Below are 16,621 nucleotides of genomic sequence, written 5' to 3'. Positions count from 1 at the left end.
ATGGGATCATATACCTCTACAATCAGGAAAATCGTTAGTATCCTTATGGTAACGCTCATTGCTACCTCATTCAGCAATCCCGAATCATCATATACTCCCATTGAAAAAATATACACACAAACAGACAGACCATTTTATTTTCCCGGTGAAACTATATGGTTCAAATCTTATCTTACAGATACAAACAATCTACCCTCTACATTAAGTGAATTTATGTATGCCGATTTAATTTCACCTAAAGGATCGGTTATCAAAACACTAAAATTATCCATTCAACAAGGAGCTTCTTATGGTGATTTTGATATTCAGGAAAATTGGATTGGAGGTATCTATACCTTAAAAATGTACACCCAATGGATGCGGAATTTTGATGAAAATATCTTTTTTACCAAAAAAATTACTGTTCAGAAAATTGTAGAACCTACACTTTTATTAAATCTCAAATTTCAAAAAGAAGGATATGGTAAATCATCAAAAGTGATCGCTGATTTTGAAGTAAAAAATCTTAAGAATAATCCGTTATCCAATAAAGAAATTACTTTTGAAGTAACGGTCAAAGGGCAGAAAATCAGTTCAGAACAAATAAAAACAGATGGAGAAGGTAAAGCAAAACCTTCTTTTATTTTACCAGCAACACTTGCAACTACAGATGTAGTACTAAATGTACTCATCCCCTATAGAGGCTCTACAGAATCCATTTCGCGTAGCGTTCCTGTAGTATTAGATACAATGGATGTGCAATTTTTTCCTGAAAGCGGAAAAATTATTGCTGGTACAACCAATACTATTGCGTTTAAAGCCATTAACGAATTTGGGAAGCCGGCAGACATTTCCGGAATCATCACTGATGATCAAGGTAATTTTATATCTGATTTTGTTAGTTACCATGATGGAATGGGTGGTTTTACGCTAAATGCTATTGCAAATACTGTGTATTATGCTCAAATTAAGGAGCCCTTTGTCTCTGAAAGAAAAATAACATTACCTACTGTATATACTAAAGGCGTTACCTTCTCTACAAAAACAACTACAGACGCTACAGTAATTAAATTGTTCTCTACCTTACCATCATCGCTACGATTAGAAATTTCTGATGCATCTAAAATTCTATATACTCAAAAAATCGAAGCGCATACAAAACAAGTAACAATCCCATCCGGCGATTTCCCAAAGGGAATTACAAAACTTACGCTTTACGACAAAAATAATGTAATAGCAGCAGAGCGATTGGTTTTTATGAATCCTGAAAAAAAGATACATATAGAAGTATCTCTGGACAAAGAAATATACCAAACAAGAGAAAAAGTCAAACTAACGGTTAAAACGACCGACATGACAAATACACCTATTCCGTCCAATTTATCAATAAGTATTGCAGATAACAAACTATTATCCTTTGCAGATGATAAACAAGATCATATCGAATCCTATTTGTTTATGTCTTCAGAATTAAAAGGCAAGATTCATAAACCTGTTTTTTATTTTGATAAAAATGAACCAAAAGCCAGTAAAGCATTAGACTATGTAATGTTAACCCATGGTTGGAGAAATTATATTCACAGTGATAAAATCAATATCGATAACGCCACTTTTAAACCCGAACAAAAAGAAATACAAATAGTAAAGGTTATAGATAAAAATGGCAAACCTACGGCAGCACATCTCTACGTATTTGATGATACAGGAAATCAGGTATTATTATTAGACCCTACAGAAAATGGTATTTTTAAATTTAAAATAAACAAGGCAAACAGCTATACCTTAGTTGCATTTAGCGAAGTTCATGAAAAGGTACAAATCATAGTAGATAATGCAAACATCAACTATTATCCGGATTTAAGACGTAAAAGAGAAGTCGAAACTATGGTTCCTGATATGCCTTTGCGACTTATGGATATACAAAGAGGTATACAACAAAAGGTTGAGCTAAAAGAGATCGCATCTATACCTCTTATTGGGGACAATACAGAGTTAGAGGAAACCATCGTAATAGGATACGGCACCACTAAAAAAAGTGCATTGACCGGTAGCATTTCAAAAATAGCATCTAATGAAATTGAATCTTTTCCAAAAAAGAATATAACTTCTGCATTACAAGGCAGAATTGCAGGATTACAAATCACAGGGGACGAGGAGCCATCTAAAGATTCTAAAATACTGATTAGAGGAGTAGGTTCCATCTCTGGTGACAATCAGCCGCTCTTTATTATTGATGGAGTACCTGTACAAGAAACCTTAGGTAATGTAAATCCTGAAAACATACATCTAATAACAGTATTAAAAGATGCATCAGCCACTGCCATATATGGTTATTCAGGAAGAAATGGTGTTATTCTAATTACCACCAAAAATGGGAAATCTAATTTTAATAACTGGAACAAAAAGACATTAAACTCTGCCAGGTTTAACAATTATGATGTAGTTACTTACTTTCGTTCTGCTACTGCACCAACAACTTACTATGCAAGAGAATTTTATGCTCCTTTATATGAAAGCAAAGAACTTCCTGCTGAACGAACAGATTTTAGAAAAACAATCTATTGGAACCCTATCGTACAAACAGATGCTCAAGGTACGGCTACACTAGAGTTTTATAATTCTGATGCTATTACATCTTTTAGAATAACCGCAGAAGGAATCGGTTGGAATGGGTTAGTGGGAAGAACTACTAAGGATTATAGTACTAAAAAACTATTGAATCTTGATTTTAAAATCCCTAACTATCTTACCTTACACGACACTGTAGTGCTTCCATTAACTATTCGTAATGAATCTTCAAAATCTATACAAACAACACTAAAGCTAACCCTACCAGAAAGTATTAAACTTGTAGGCACAATAGATTCTATAGTTAATATAAAGGCATCTAGTTCTGTAATTAAAAATATTGCAGTCATTCCTGTTTCGAAAGATAAAAAAACTATAATCCAAGCCTCTGCAACATCAGAAGAATATAGTGATACTTTAAAAAAAGAAGCAACAATCTTAAGTCCTTATTTCCCTACAGAAGTTTCTATTTCAGGATCTCATAATCAATCTTTTGAATTCGACATCAATCAGGTGGTTCATAATACGCTCACAGGAGAATTTAATATCTACACGGATATCATAGGAGATGTAATGAATGGTATAGAATCTCTACTTCGTCATCCATCCGGATGCTTTGAGCAGGTATCTTCCAGTACATATCCTAACATTTTAATCTTAAAATACTTAAAAGAGACGGGTAAAAGTAATGTAGAAATTGAGAGTAAAGCTTTAGAGTTTATTAAAGAAGGGTATAAAAAATTGGCTGCTTATGAGACTAGTGAACATGGATTCGAATGGTATGGTAACACTCCCCCTCATGAAGCACTATCCGCTTATGGTTTATTAGAATTTACAGAAATGAAGGACGTTTATGAAGGTGTAGATCAGCAAATGCTTCAACGCACCATTAATTGGTTGCTAAGCAGAAGAAACGGCAAAGGAGGATTTAATCAAAACCGTGGTAAATACGGATTCTCTGCAGCACCAGAAGTTGTAAACAATGCTTATATTGTATATGCTATCAGTGAATCAGGAATTGATACAGATATACAGAAAGAGTACGATGCTACTTATCAAGAAGCCTTACAAAGCAATGATACCTATAGAATGGCATTATTGGCTTTAGCTAGTTACAAATTAAATAAATCAAAGAATGCAACCAGATTACTTGATAGAATCAAACAAAACATAAGAGAATACAGCTTCGAAAAATTACCTGTCGCTGAGACTATTACAAGATCATATGGAAATGCAAAATCTATTGAAACTACTGCATTTACTCTTCTGGCATTGATGAAAGAAGAAAATAGCAATGAAGCAATAATTACACAAGGAATAGAATATATATTAAGTAAAAGGAATGGAGGAAGGTTTGGTTCCACCCAATCTACTTCTATGGCATTAAAAGCATTAATAGCATATACGAAAAACCATAAAAGAAAATTTATTGATAGTGATAATACCGTAGCGTTAATGATTAACGGCAATACTTTAGAACGCTCATTAAAAATTAACGATAGTGGTAAAATTATAATCTCAGACGTTGCTCAATACCTTAAACATGGACATCAAAAAGTAGCTGTCGCATTTTCTAATCCTGAAATTACATTTCCTTACTCATTTCATATACAATGGGATAGTAAAGTACCTGATTCATCTAAGGAATGCAGATTAGATTTAAAAACCAAAATCCCAAATACCACGTATAAAGTAGGTGACAATGTAAGTCTTACAATTGAAGTTACCAATATAACTAAAGAAGGTGTACCTATGCCAACAGCGATTATTGGTATCCCATCCGGGGCCACTCCCCAACCATGGCAATTAAAAGAATTCATAGAACAGGAAAAAGTTGCCTATTATGAGATTTTTGATAATTATCTGGTCTTCTATTGGAGAGAATTTGGCCCTTCAGAAACCAAAACCTTACGTCTTGATCTCAAAGCGGATATTGCAGGAACGTATAAGGCACCAGCGAGTACTGTATATCTTTATTATGCGGATGAATTTAAAAAATGGATCTCAGGAAGCACGCTTAGGATTGAAAAATAATTGTATTATTTTTAAATCACATATATACTATTTTTAGCCTTTAGCAGTGTAAATCTGGTTGACCAATTATACCGTATTTTTTATCCGAATCATTCCTATTATTTCGATAGAAAACCAATATCTTTGATTCATACCATCGAATTAAATTAAAATTGATATATTAGCGAACGATCCGCTTTTTGATTAAAAAACGCAATGTTACATTATTAAATTGATCGCGCATAAAAACGAAGATATAAAGTATTTTTAAGCATCAAATGGATTATTATTTTATTGACCAACTATTCTAACCAAATAGATTTTTAGTTTTTAGATTCTGAAATTTATAAATAATCGCCACCACATTATTTAAGTTTTCTGAATTTAGTTACACACGCAAAACAATAAGATATGCATGCATCTACAGGAAAAAAAAGCACTATTTCATTACAATCGTATGGAATAAAAAATGAGCACATTCATTATCAGTTATCGCCTTCAGAACTTCATGAAATTACTATTGCTAAAGGTATGGGGAAAGAAGCATCCTCTGGAGCGCTTGCTGTAAACACGGGAGAATTTACCGGAAGATCACCTATGGATCGTTTTATTGTCAAAGATGATATTAGCGAAGATAAAGTTTGGTGGGGACCTGTTAATATCCCTTTTGAACCTAAAAAGTTTGATGCACTATATGACAAAGTAATATCGTATTGTAATTCATTAAATGAATTATACGTACGAGATTGTTATGCTTGCGCTGATGATAATTACAGAATGAATATCCGGGTGATCAATGAGTATCCTTGGTCCAATATGTTTGCAAGCAATATGTTTCTTAGACCCAATGATAAGGAACTAGAAAACTTTGATCCGGAATGGACCATCGTAAATGCTCCGGGGTTTATGGCTGATAATGCTATAGATGGTACACGTCAACATAATTTTGCCATTTTAAATTTCACAAAAAAGATAGTACTAATAGGCGGAACCGGATATACTGGTGAAATTAAAAAAGGAATTTTTTCTGCTCTCAATTTTATACTACCAGTTTTTAAAGAAACATTACCAATGCATTGCTCTGCTAATGTAGGTAAGGATGGTGATACGGCAATATTTTTTGGGCTTTCTGGAACAGGAAAAACTACTTTATCAACAGATCCAGAGCGTAAACTAATTGGAGATGATGAACATGGATGGACTAAAGAAAATACTGTTTTTAATTTTGAAGGTGGATGCTACGCTAAGGTAATCGATCTTTCTGCAAAAAAAGAACCCGAGATCTATGGAGCTATTAAAAAAGGTGCCATTCTCGAAAATGTAATTATGAATGGTACTGGTGTTGTAGATTTTACTGACACTTCCATTACGCAGAATACCCGAGTAAGTTATCCTATAGATCATATTCTTAATATACAAGAACCTTCTATTGGTAAGAATCCTAAAAATATCTTCTTTTTAACGGCAGATGCTTTTGGAGTAATCCCTCCTATTTCTAAATTAACACCTAGTCAGGCAGCCTACCATTTTATCTCAGGATACACTGCAAAAGTAGCAGGTACAGAAGCTGGGGTTGTGGAACCCACTCCTTCTTTTTCTGCTTGTTTTGGCGCTCCGTTTATGCCATTACATCCTGCTAAATATGCAGAAATGTTAATCGAAAAAATGAATACTGCTGGTGTCAATGTTTGGCTGGTAAATACAGGATGGACAGGAGGATCTTATGGGGTAGGCACTCGAATGAAATTAGAATATACCCGCGCTATGATCCGCGCAGTACTTAATGGAGATCTAGGACTATACTCTTATGACAAATATCATATTCACTCTGTTTTTGGCGTAGCACAACCCAGAGAATGTCCGGGAGTACCTACAAGTGTATTAAGTCCGAGAGCTACCTGGAATGATGACAAGGCATACTATACAACAGCTTTTAAGCTTACCAACGCATTTAGAGAAAATTTCAAAAAATTTGAATCCTATGCTAATGAAGAAATCCGAAGAGGAGGTCCGCAACGTTATGCTTTTTAAAAAAATTTTATCTACTTAAAACTTTTTACAATATCCTATTCAGGATACTTTTATTTAATAATCAGGAATCAAGATATAACGTCTTTTTTCCTGATTTTTATTTTATAGATATTATTTACTAAATCACCCCTTTTAGCAACACCGATATCATATCTTTTTTAAGAATTGCAGCATCAATGTTATTCTGTTTAGGATACCATAGATATAAGGTTCTCAGCGTAGACAACGTAGAGAATACCATGATTTCAATATTATAAGGTTTTACCTCTCCTGCGACCGTACCCTTAGTTACAATGTTTCTAAAATTTTCCTCATAGTCCTGACGCATTTTTTCAAAATACAGTAAATTTTCTTCCTCCAGATGCATCCAATCATTGTTCAGAGAAGCAAGACCATCTGCATTGCGCAGGGTTACATCAATATGCAAACTAATTATATTTTCTAATTTCCGAATAGCTCCTTCATCAGAGGAAACGATTTGCCCCATCCCATAGGTAAACTCTTCTGCCAGATCAATAATAATTGTAGACAAAATCTCCTGCTTGGATTGGATATGATTATATAAGCTCGCTGCCTTAATCCCCATAGCCTTTGCAAGATCTCTCATCGTAACAGCACTATAGCCTTTCTCTTTAAAAAGAATCGCCGCTGCCTGTATTATTTCTTGTTTTCTACCTTCTGGTTTCATAAATCATTGTATTTAGGTTGTTAGGTTGCACTCGTCTTATTTAAAAAAATCAACAGCTTATATCAGAATATGTTAAATCACTTAAAAAAGATGTAACCAAAATATAATAAATATATAGGATACAAAATTAAATAAGGTAATCATTTATACTTTTAAACACTTTCAAAAAAGCTTTAACAAAAAAACGCATGTAGTATAGCAAACCTACATAAAGGAACGAATTTAAAGCAAAGCTGTTAGCGTATTTAAATCCATACCGATTTGCCAATAAGATTTAGCAAACCGGATCTTTTATTTATTATTTTTTTTGTAATGTGATTATCAGAATGCTCATACTCCAGACAGATTGTAGAGGCATTCTAAAAATAAATAGTAGCTAATACAGGATAAACATGCTAATTAAAACAACTACTCAATATTATTGATCATATACTTAAAGTTCGTTAATTGTTTATTTTTTTATCATAAAACCAGTAAATTCATACCTTAAATGATGATTTCTTAAAATTATTGTCCCATTATGTCAAAAGAAATACAGACAAATCCATTAATTGATCGGTTACCACCTCATCTTAAACAATTCATTAAACCTCAGGATTATGATGAATATACACCTATTGATCAGGCGGTCTGGAGATATGTTATGAGAAAAAATGTAGCTTCTCTAAGCAAAATTGCACACCATTCATATCTGGACGGATTACAAAAAACCGGGATTTCTGTAGATACCATTCCTAATATGTATGGGATGAACAGAATATTAAAAGAAATAGGATGGGCAGCTGCGGCTGTTGATGGCTTCATCCCTCCTAACGCCTTTATGGAGTTTCAGGCATATAATATTCTGGTAATTGCTTCAGACATAAGACAACTGGAACATATAGAGTATACGCCTGCCCCGGATATCATTCATGAAGCAGCAGGTCACGCACCTATCATCGCTAATCCTGAGTATGCAGAATATCTAAGACGTTTTGGAAAAATTGGCTGCAAAGCAATTTCTTCAAAAGAAGATTATAAGATGTATGAAGCGGTACGGACGCTTTCTATCTTAAAAGAAGCTCCTAATACAGACCCTAAAACTATTAAAGAAGCAGAAAATCAAGTAGAAACTTTACAAAACCAAAAATCTAAACCTTCTGAAATGGCTTTAATTCGCAATCTGCATTGGTGGACTGTAGAATATGGCTTAATTGGCGAGGTAAGTAATCCTCAAATCTATGGTGCTGGACTGCTTTCTTCTATTGGAGAAAGTGAATGGTGCATTACAGATAAGGTAAAAAAACTTCCCTATTCACCAGAAGCTGCTTATCAGGATTTTGATATCACAAAACCGCAACCTCAGCTTTTTGTAACACCTGATTTTGCATATCTATGTCAAGTATTAGAAGAATTTGCTAATACTATGGCTTTACGTAAAGGAGGACATCGTGGGTTAAAAAAATTGATTGCTTCTGAAAATCTGGGTACTATAGAATTATGCACAGGATTGCAAATCTCTGGCGTATTTACCAGGATGATCAAGAATAAAGATAATAAGGTTATTTATTTTGAAACTAATGGTCCGTCAGCATTAGCCTATAGAGAAAAAGAACTTATAGGTCATGGCATTGCAACACACGCAGAAGGATTCGGATCACCAATAGGAAAACTAAAAGGTAGTAACCTTGCTATTGAAAATATGTCTCCAAGGGATCTGAAAGCTTATAATTTTTATGATGGTGAATTTATAGAATTCGAATTTGAGAGTGGTATTACAGTGGCAGGAACTAATATAACAGGAACCAGAAATATAAAAGGTGAACTTATCATCATACAATTTAAGGAATGTACGATCAAGTATAAAGATGAATACCTGTTCAGACCTGAGTGGGGCAACTATGATCTAGCTATAGGAGAAGATATCGTATCTGCATTTTCTGGCCCTGCAGACGATTACTCTTTTGACCTGATTACTCATCATCCTGCAATGAATACTGTAAAAAAAACGTATACACCCAAACAAAAAGAACTACTAGAATTATATGAGTCTGTTCGAAATATAAGAGAAGGTAAAAACACTAAATTTTCATTAGAAGCTGTTTTTGAATTACTAACAATTGATCATACCGATGACTGGTTACTTTCTATAGAGATTTATGAACTTGTACATCATAAAGATGAACAATTTTCTCAGCAGATATTAAACCACTTAGAGGAATGTAAATCAAAAAAACCTGCAGTCGCTCACCTGATAGCAAGTGGTATTGAGATTATTTTAGCAAAGGTCGTTACTATCTAAATCATTTCTTTACGTAGTTAAAAACGTATACATATGAGCAAATCTAATGACTACATTGTAAAAAAGCTCAAGTTAAATTGCATACAGTAATTTTCCTGTTTTTTTTAAAACATTTCTAAAAAAGAGATCGGATATACTACTGTTACATAGTAAAACCCGATCTCACGTAAAAAACCTCACAATAAAGTTTTTGTACCTATCCTATAATTTAGTGTTGGTAAAAAGAGAAAGGTTAACAAGTGGATGAAGAAATATTCTTTAATTTTATCAATTTAGTTTCGTATTAGATTAAAACCATATATCCTAAGTGTTTCCCATAAAACTGAAATATATTCTTATAGAAAACGAATATGAATTTTGAGATTACGGCTCCTTTACTATGAACGCAACAGAAAATATGTTATGTAGTAAATTAATTATCAAGATTTTACTAAAGTCGCGATTAGTCATCAAATAAAATCTCTCTGTAACTAAATAGAATCTTTAAAACACGATTAAAACATTTGATATACAAGCAGTGGGATCAATTTACACCCTAATTAAAGTAAATTTTAGACTGAATTATTAATAGTATAAAAGAGGTTATGAAAGTCAATATCATAAAAAGACAACACTCTCTAATATCTGCTTTGTTAGTTCTTTTTCATGCTCATCAAATTCTTTTTTACTCACTCTTACAGAAAGAAGTAAATGTATAGCCTTAGTGGGATGAGAGATATAATAATCAGACGATATAAAAGCATTACTTTCTATATCTACACCGCGGCTATCCATTCTACAAACCTGTAAGGTATTAAACACTTTACAGCCTTTACTTTTCATAACGATCTCTGTATTAAACATTCTAATCACTTCTGACAAATCCCCATATTTTATAATGAAATCATCTAACTCCTTATCAGATACAAATCCTTTAGATTCATTCCATTGCACCGATAAAGTATATTTTTCATTAAGGATGGGATGCTCCATATACCATGATGAAGATTCTTGATCTTCTTCGGTTTTCCAGTTTTCAGGAATACTAATTTTGTAACGTTTCTTATGATCTTCAATTTCTACCAGCTTATTCTGACTAGTGCATGACATCATAGATAAAAAGGTCATCAAAATAAGAGTTTTTGCGAATAGGTTTGAATAGTGTTTCATAATGTGGTTATTTTATTCTATATACTTAAGACAGTTTAAAAAAAATTCTAATTATTAAGAATTCATTTTGCTTTTTAATAAACAAAAAAGCGCTTACACTTCTATTTAATAAATATTTAATTATCTACCTCATATTCTTTAATTTCACTGAAAAGGTACGTCAATACACAGAATATTCCCCTTTTCTATTTAAATTTTGTTTATATTAAAGTTCACAACCATTATTTGTTGATCTTATTAACTTATATTGTGTTTCAGTTATATAAAATTTTCTGTTACAATACTCTAAAACACTAAAAACTATAGTAAGTTTAACTCCTTTATATAACGAATACTTTTTCAGATAGCATCCAACCACAAAACTATACGTTAGCCGTACTTTTTAAAAGGATACGATTGCGTTATTCTTAAAACCTAAAACCTATACCCATGAAATTAATTCGATACCTTATCGTAAATTTCTCAAGCTTCTTCATTTTATTGTATTTTTTGCCTGGAATATCTCAAATCACTATTGATTCTTCAGTGTATTCAAAAAAGTATAATACGCCTGGACTTCATAAAAATGTAAATGATTCTTTATATTATCAAAAAGAATTGACATCCCTAAAAGAAGCCATCACTTTTTCTGATCTTAAAAAAGAATTCAGGGGTTATCAATCTTTGGCTAAATATCATAGCCAAATAAATCATAAAAACATTGATAGCGTCATTTACTATTTTGATCGGTTAGAATCTAAAATAGCAGAATTAACAAAAGATGGTACCCTCGATGCTATTTATAAGACAGTAACATTAAATCATTATTTAGAAAAAGGAGCAATTCTTTCTACTAATTTTGGATTACTGGAAGAAGGCCTTCAATCGTACTACAAAGCCTATCCTTTTATAGAAAAGGATGACATTAACTTTGGTACTGTTTTCGATGTATTGCGAGCGCAAAATCACAGACAACAAAAACATTACGGCAAGGCTATCCAGATATTAAAGCCTCGCATTCAAGACACTACAAGTCTGGATCTACAACAAAGATTACTTTTACTAAAAGAAACAGCCAAGTGTTATCAATTATATAATCGTCCCAGGCAAAGTTATCAATTACACAAAGATATAATTACCATCTCAGAAAAAAACAAAGACACAAGTTACTTAGTACATGCAAAAAATGAGATAAGTTATGATCTCTTTTTGTTAAATAACATCAAGGAAGCCATTCTCATGGCAACAACCCTTAGAGAACTCTATCTGCAACAATCTAACAATAAAACTGCTTTATTTACTAACTCAAAATATCTGGGGAAATTCTATCAAAAAACAGGCGATATAGATACAGCCATTATATATTATAAGGATGCATTAACCTATACGATAGAAACAAAACAGTTCCCTCACGTATATGATCAATTAATTGCATGCCATAAAGCCAAAGGAAACTATACAATAATCGCTGATTTATATGAAGAAAAAGAAAAAACAAAAGACACCTTAGCACTTAATGATCTTAATCAACATATAGCATACAAAAAAATAACGAATAAATTAAGAGATCAAAAGACTCATAACATAGCTATACAAGACGAAAACAGTATATTAAAGGCTGAAGCAAAAGCTCGCAAACTATATATTCTCTTTTTGTCCTTAATATTAGGGTTACTACTCACATCATTATTAGTGTATAAAAAGTATTATTCTCAAAAAAATGAAGTAAAAAACTTAAAAAAAAATGAAGAAAGATTACTACGAGAAACTATAACACTGAGAGAGAATCAACTAGAGGTATCACAATTAAAAATTGAAGAAAGAAAGACGATGATGATTGACTTAAAAGATGAAATTAAAGATTTAAACACAACACATCCACTTGACTTAGATCCCATAGCAACAAAAATAGATCATCTACTAGATTCTGCTGATTGCTCATTATCTGATTCAGAAAAGATAAATGATAAGGACATTAACTTTAAGCTTCGTCTTGAAATCTTATACCCACAACTTTCGCGCATTGAAATACGATATTGTTTACTTACAAAAATGGGTAAATCTATTCGAGAAACCGCTGATTTTCTAAATGTGAGTGAAAATACTGTAAAAACAGCTCGAACCCGAATTAAAAAGAAAATGAAACTTGCACCTTCACTTACTTTAAAAACGTATCTTAAATATCATTTCTAAGATAAATTATTACTAATAAGTCTTCGTACCTCAAAATAAAGGCTCTATTCGCACTTCTACTTCTTAAATATACAAAATAAGCAGAAATTTATTCAAAATCTACACAGCCTTAAACTACATTGTTTTTAATTAAAAATATAAAGAAAGGCTCCATACACTTTCTAAACTTTACAAAATGAATCCTAAACACAGGAATCAAGTAAATGTGCTTATTTTAATACATCTGATTTTCTGTCCATCATAACAGACGAAAACCCACTCTATATTTCCAAAACTAAAGTAGCTCACACTACATATACCAATCTAAAATAATCAAAGTAATATGTTAAAATCACAAAAACTGTCGTTTTATAGCTATTTATACCTTTTTGATGTAATCAAATAGGTACTCCAAAGGTTAGCAACTATAAAATAATTTATAATAAAATAAAAAAAAAGTTGTATCGTGCCAAAAGAAAGTATAAAAAACATTGTGTTTTATTTAGATTATCGAAATATTAGCTCAAAATCATAAAAAAAAGACTTATTGGTATAATAAACACACTAATTCTTAAACTTGTGTTAATAAACAAATATTAGTAGATAGTAATTAAATCAATAATATATAAAAAAAGTCAACCTCACACTTAACTACCTAAACATAAACTACTTGTATATAAAATAATTACAGGTTCATTATGTTAAAATTACTAGACAAACCGTACATCCTTTTATCATAAAGTTCCATCTAAGTTACGGCAACCCATCATTTCAAAAAAAATGAAACTCATGTCCACCTATTGTTTACCTCTAAACCAACATAGGCTTACCTTTTGCTTACCTAAAAATAATCACTGTCCTTTCTTTCTTATTAACTTTTTTAAATCAAATAATTTTCAACACGCAAATCAGGCAACCCCCTAAATGCCTACATTAAAAATTAAGGGCTCATTAAATACTAAAATGGCATGAAACACAAAACTTGAAGGTTTAATAAAACTAGGCTGCACTAAGAGCAGTAAAACAATTAATTTTTAATACAAACTATAAAATTACTTATTATGAAAAAATTTAAAATATACCATTATTGGTTTATCCTATTTGTTTTTAGCATTGGTATAATCAGTTGCAACGATGACGACACAGAAGAAGAAGAAACACCAGACATTTCACAAGAACTGATCAATAATCTAAAACAAAGTGATAATTTTCTTTTTCTAATCCAAAAAGATTTAGTGCTTAGAACAGAATCAATAGCTGCCAAGTCAAATTTAACTGTAGAGGAAATTAATGAATTTGACTTTAAATTTGATAACTTACTGCAGCATAATGATCCTGATGAAACTTTTCCTGAAGGAGTTCTCTTGCGTCAATACATAGATGAAACCATAGAAGCGCTAGATGCTCTAAACGAAGAATATCCTGAGTTGTTTCTTCTTGATCAGTCTGAAATAGACCAAATAATGATAGCAGTTATTAACGATCCAGATTTTATTGAAAGAATAGAAGATGCAAATAGCCAGGTGCAGCAAAAATATGGCATATGGGTTTGTGCCTCAAAATTAGTTGGTTGTCTCCTGAAAGGCAGCGCACTAACTGGAGCCGGCACCTACATTACTTGTTATCAATTTATAAAGGATGAAAATGTATTGGAGGGACATAGACGATATTGTGTTGCTGCAGCTGCAGCTGCGGAAATCGGAGTAGTATTTGATTGCGCTGGAGATTTTGGTATATGTGAAGATGGAGCTGATTAAAATTAATTAACCTTTTTAAATTATAAATAATGAAAAATTACATAGTAATATTAGGCATTTGTATATCGTTTTTATACTCCTGCCAAAACGAAGAAAATAACGATTTAGAAACTTTAAATCTAATTGATTCTAAATATGAATCTGATCTCAATTTATACGCCAAAGTAATATACAATGACGTTGAATATTCCATGTCAGAAGTATTAACTTCTCCAGAATTATTTGAAGCCTATACTAATGGAGTTACTCAATATGTTGATATGGTTGAACCATCAGACTCTTCAAAAGATGTTCTTATGATATATGATAATACGAATGATTTCCAAAAAGGTTTTGAAAAAATAAAATCTAATGGTAACAACAAAACTGATGGAAGAGCATTAATGTGGGTTTCACTATTTGATGATATAAACTATGATAATGAAATAGCAATTTTTGGCTATAGTGTTTGGGTTGAAGAATATACAGAGGATATTGATGGTAGATCTTTTTCAGTAACAATCCAAAATAGAGTAGAAAGTTACGTTCTTGTGGGTGATTCACCTCCTGGAGAAAATAGTAGATGCGCTGTATTTTTATACAATGAAAATAGATCCCTGTTGTATCCACTTGTAGTTACAAGAAATAATGATGGACTAGAAGATAACTATTGGTCTGCTACTAATCTTAATGTTGAAAACCGAAATGTTGCAGTCGAACTTGAATTTTATGTAGTCAGTGATGACGATTAAACTATTTCTATAATCAAAATAAATAGTAAGAATTTAAAACAAGGCGGTCTTAAAACAAGGCGGTCTTGTTTTATATAATATTCCCCATTTTTAAGGCAGCAATATAAATTGTAAGTTTAATAATGTACATATGAAAAATTAGAGAAGAAAATTAGTTTATCTTTCAAGGCTAAAATAGCTTTAGAAGCGATTAAGTATCTAACTTACTTTACAGGAAATTAGCTCAAAGTTTGATATCTATCCTACCCAAATATCCACTTAGAAGTGAGAGTTTATAGAAAATTCTTACAAAGCTTTTGATTCCAAGACTAAAATTGAAGAAACGGATAAGGAAAAGAACTCTCTTTATAGTAAAATTGGTCAGTTGCAAGTTGAGAATGATTTTTTAAAGAAAGTCTTGGACTAATGTGCACTACCCAAAAACGACAAAAGATTGTGAAATCTCATCTAAGACTAAGCCTTAATGGGCAATACAAACCATTAAAAATTCATCGTTCATGCCTATATTACAAACCCTAAGGAGAAATTTTATTAATAAATTACAATTGTATATTCTATACATTTAATCACAAACGATTCTTAAAACATCTATAACACTTTTAAGCTCCCGATGATTCGTATGCTCAATTATAGGTTCTTTAGTAATATTCTGTCTGTTAATCCAAGCCGTTTTAAATTCAAAATTATTAGCACCCGCTATATCCCACTGATTAGAGGACACAAAAAGTAGTTCTTTTTTTATCAGACCTAGATGATCTACTACCAATTGGTACACTTTAGGATTAGGCTTAAACGTTTTTACAGTATCGGCTGATAGCACAAAGTCAAATGTATTTTGTAGTCCCGTGTAATCCAATACACCCTCTAACATCTTTGGAGAACCATTAGATAGTATACCACATGTAATATCATTTTGTTGTAGTTCTTTTAAGGTTTCTAGAACGTCATCATAGTAATTGGGTGTCAAAAAAATAGTTTGCAATTGTTCTTTAAATTTACTGTCTGTGATCTGTAACTTAGCATATGCATATGCTAACGCTTTTTTAGTAACTTCTTCAAAAGGAATATATGCCCCCATCTGACTATATAACCAGGAATATTCTAATTGCTTTTGTCGGCAAATATTCAAGGCATTTATAGCCCTGTCATCATTTATTAATGTTGATGGTAGCGCTAGTTGAAACAATGTTCCAAAGGCATCAAATACACAAGCTTTTATTGTCATACGATGTATATCTTATTTTAAAAAACAGTCCAATAAATTAGGAACGAA

The 16,621-nt window shown here is 32.0% G+C and carries 9 protein-coding genes; 6 read left to right on the top strand and 3 right to left on the bottom strand.

All coding sequences use genetic code 11. The annotated features are described in order from the left end of the window. Both ABD816_RS12605 and pckA read left to right on the top strand, forming a co-directional pair. Nucleotides 1-4,581, top strand: a complete 4,581-nt coding sequence (locus tag ABD816_RS12605; RefSeq protein ID WP_344927847.1) for a TonB-dependent receptor plug domain-containing protein — start codon at nt 1-3, stop codon at nt 4,579-4,581. A gap of 390 nt (nt 4,582-4,971) precedes the next feature. Next, a complete protein-coding gene (pckA, locus tag ABD816_RS12600) occupies nt 4,972-6,591 on the top strand; it encodes a phosphoenolpyruvate carboxykinase (ATP) (RefSeq protein WP_344927845.1) in 1,620 nt (539 codons plus the stop codon). 118 nt (nt 6,592-6,709) lie between these two features. On the opposite strand, the gene ABD816_RS12595 is transcribed toward pckA, so the two are convergent. Further along, nucleotides 6,710-7,279 carry a TetR/AcrR family transcriptional regulator gene (locus ABD816_RS12595; protein WP_344927843.1) on the bottom strand — a complete coding sequence of 190 codons (570 nt, stop codon included), beginning with the start codon at nt 7,277-7,279 and terminating at the stop codon, nt 6,710-6,712. 520 nt (nt 7,280-7,799) lie between these two features. Here ABD816_RS12595 and ABD816_RS12590 point away from each other — a divergent pair. After that, nucleotides 7,800-9,560 (top strand): aromatic amino acid hydroxylase, encoded by a 1,761-nt coding sequence (locus ABD816_RS12590; protein ID WP_344927841.1) that lies wholly within the window; start codon nt 7,800-7,802, stop codon nt 9,558-9,560. Between the two features lie 597 nt (nt 9,561-10,157). Here the strand turns inward: ABD816_RS12590 and ABD816_RS12585 are convergent. Then, nucleotides 10,158-10,709, bottom strand: a complete 552-nt coding sequence (locus tag ABD816_RS12585; RefSeq protein WP_344927839.1) for a hypothetical protein — start codon at nt 10,707-10,709, stop codon at nt 10,158-10,160. A gap of 429 nt (nt 10,710-11,138) precedes the next feature. Between ABD816_RS12585 and ABD816_RS12580 the strand changes: the two genes are divergently transcribed. From ABD816_RS12580 to ABD816_RS12570, 3 genes are all read left to right on the top strand, one after another. Beyond that, nucleotides 11,139-12,881: a LuxR C-terminal-related transcriptional regulator gene (locus tag ABD816_RS12580; protein ID WP_344927837.1), complete on the top strand. Its 1,743-nt coding sequence runs from the start codon at nt 11,139-11,141 to the stop codon at nt 12,879-12,881. A 1,040-nt stretch (nt 12,882-13,921) separates the two neighbouring features. Further along, nucleotides 13,922-14,617 carry a hypothetical protein gene (locus ABD816_RS12575; protein ID WP_344927836.1) on the top strand — a complete coding sequence of 232 codons (696 nt, stop codon included), beginning with the start codon at nt 13,922-13,924 and terminating at the stop codon, nt 14,615-14,617. 191 nt (nt 14,618-14,808) lie between these two features. Continuing rightward, a complete protein-coding gene (locus tag ABD816_RS12570) occupies nt 14,809-15,348 on the top strand; it encodes a hypothetical protein (RefSeq protein WP_344927834.1) in 540 nt (179 codons plus the stop codon). Between the two features lie 562 nt (nt 15,349-15,910). Here ABD816_RS12570 and ABD816_RS12565 read toward each other — a convergent pair. Beyond that, complete coding sequence (locus ABD816_RS12565) at nt 15,911-16,573, bottom strand: haloacid dehalogenase type II (RefSeq protein ID WP_344927832.1); 663 nt, start codon at nt 16,571-16,573, stop codon at nt 15,911-15,913. Nucleotides 16,574-16,621 lie beyond the last annotated feature (48 nt).

The organism is Aquimarina addita (assembly GCF_039539305.1).
GTDB classification, from domain to species: domain Bacteria; phylum Bacteroidota; class Bacteroidia; order Flavobacteriales; family Flavobacteriaceae; genus Aquimarina; species Aquimarina addita.
This window is presented reverse-complemented; position numbering and strand designations above follow the sequence as displayed.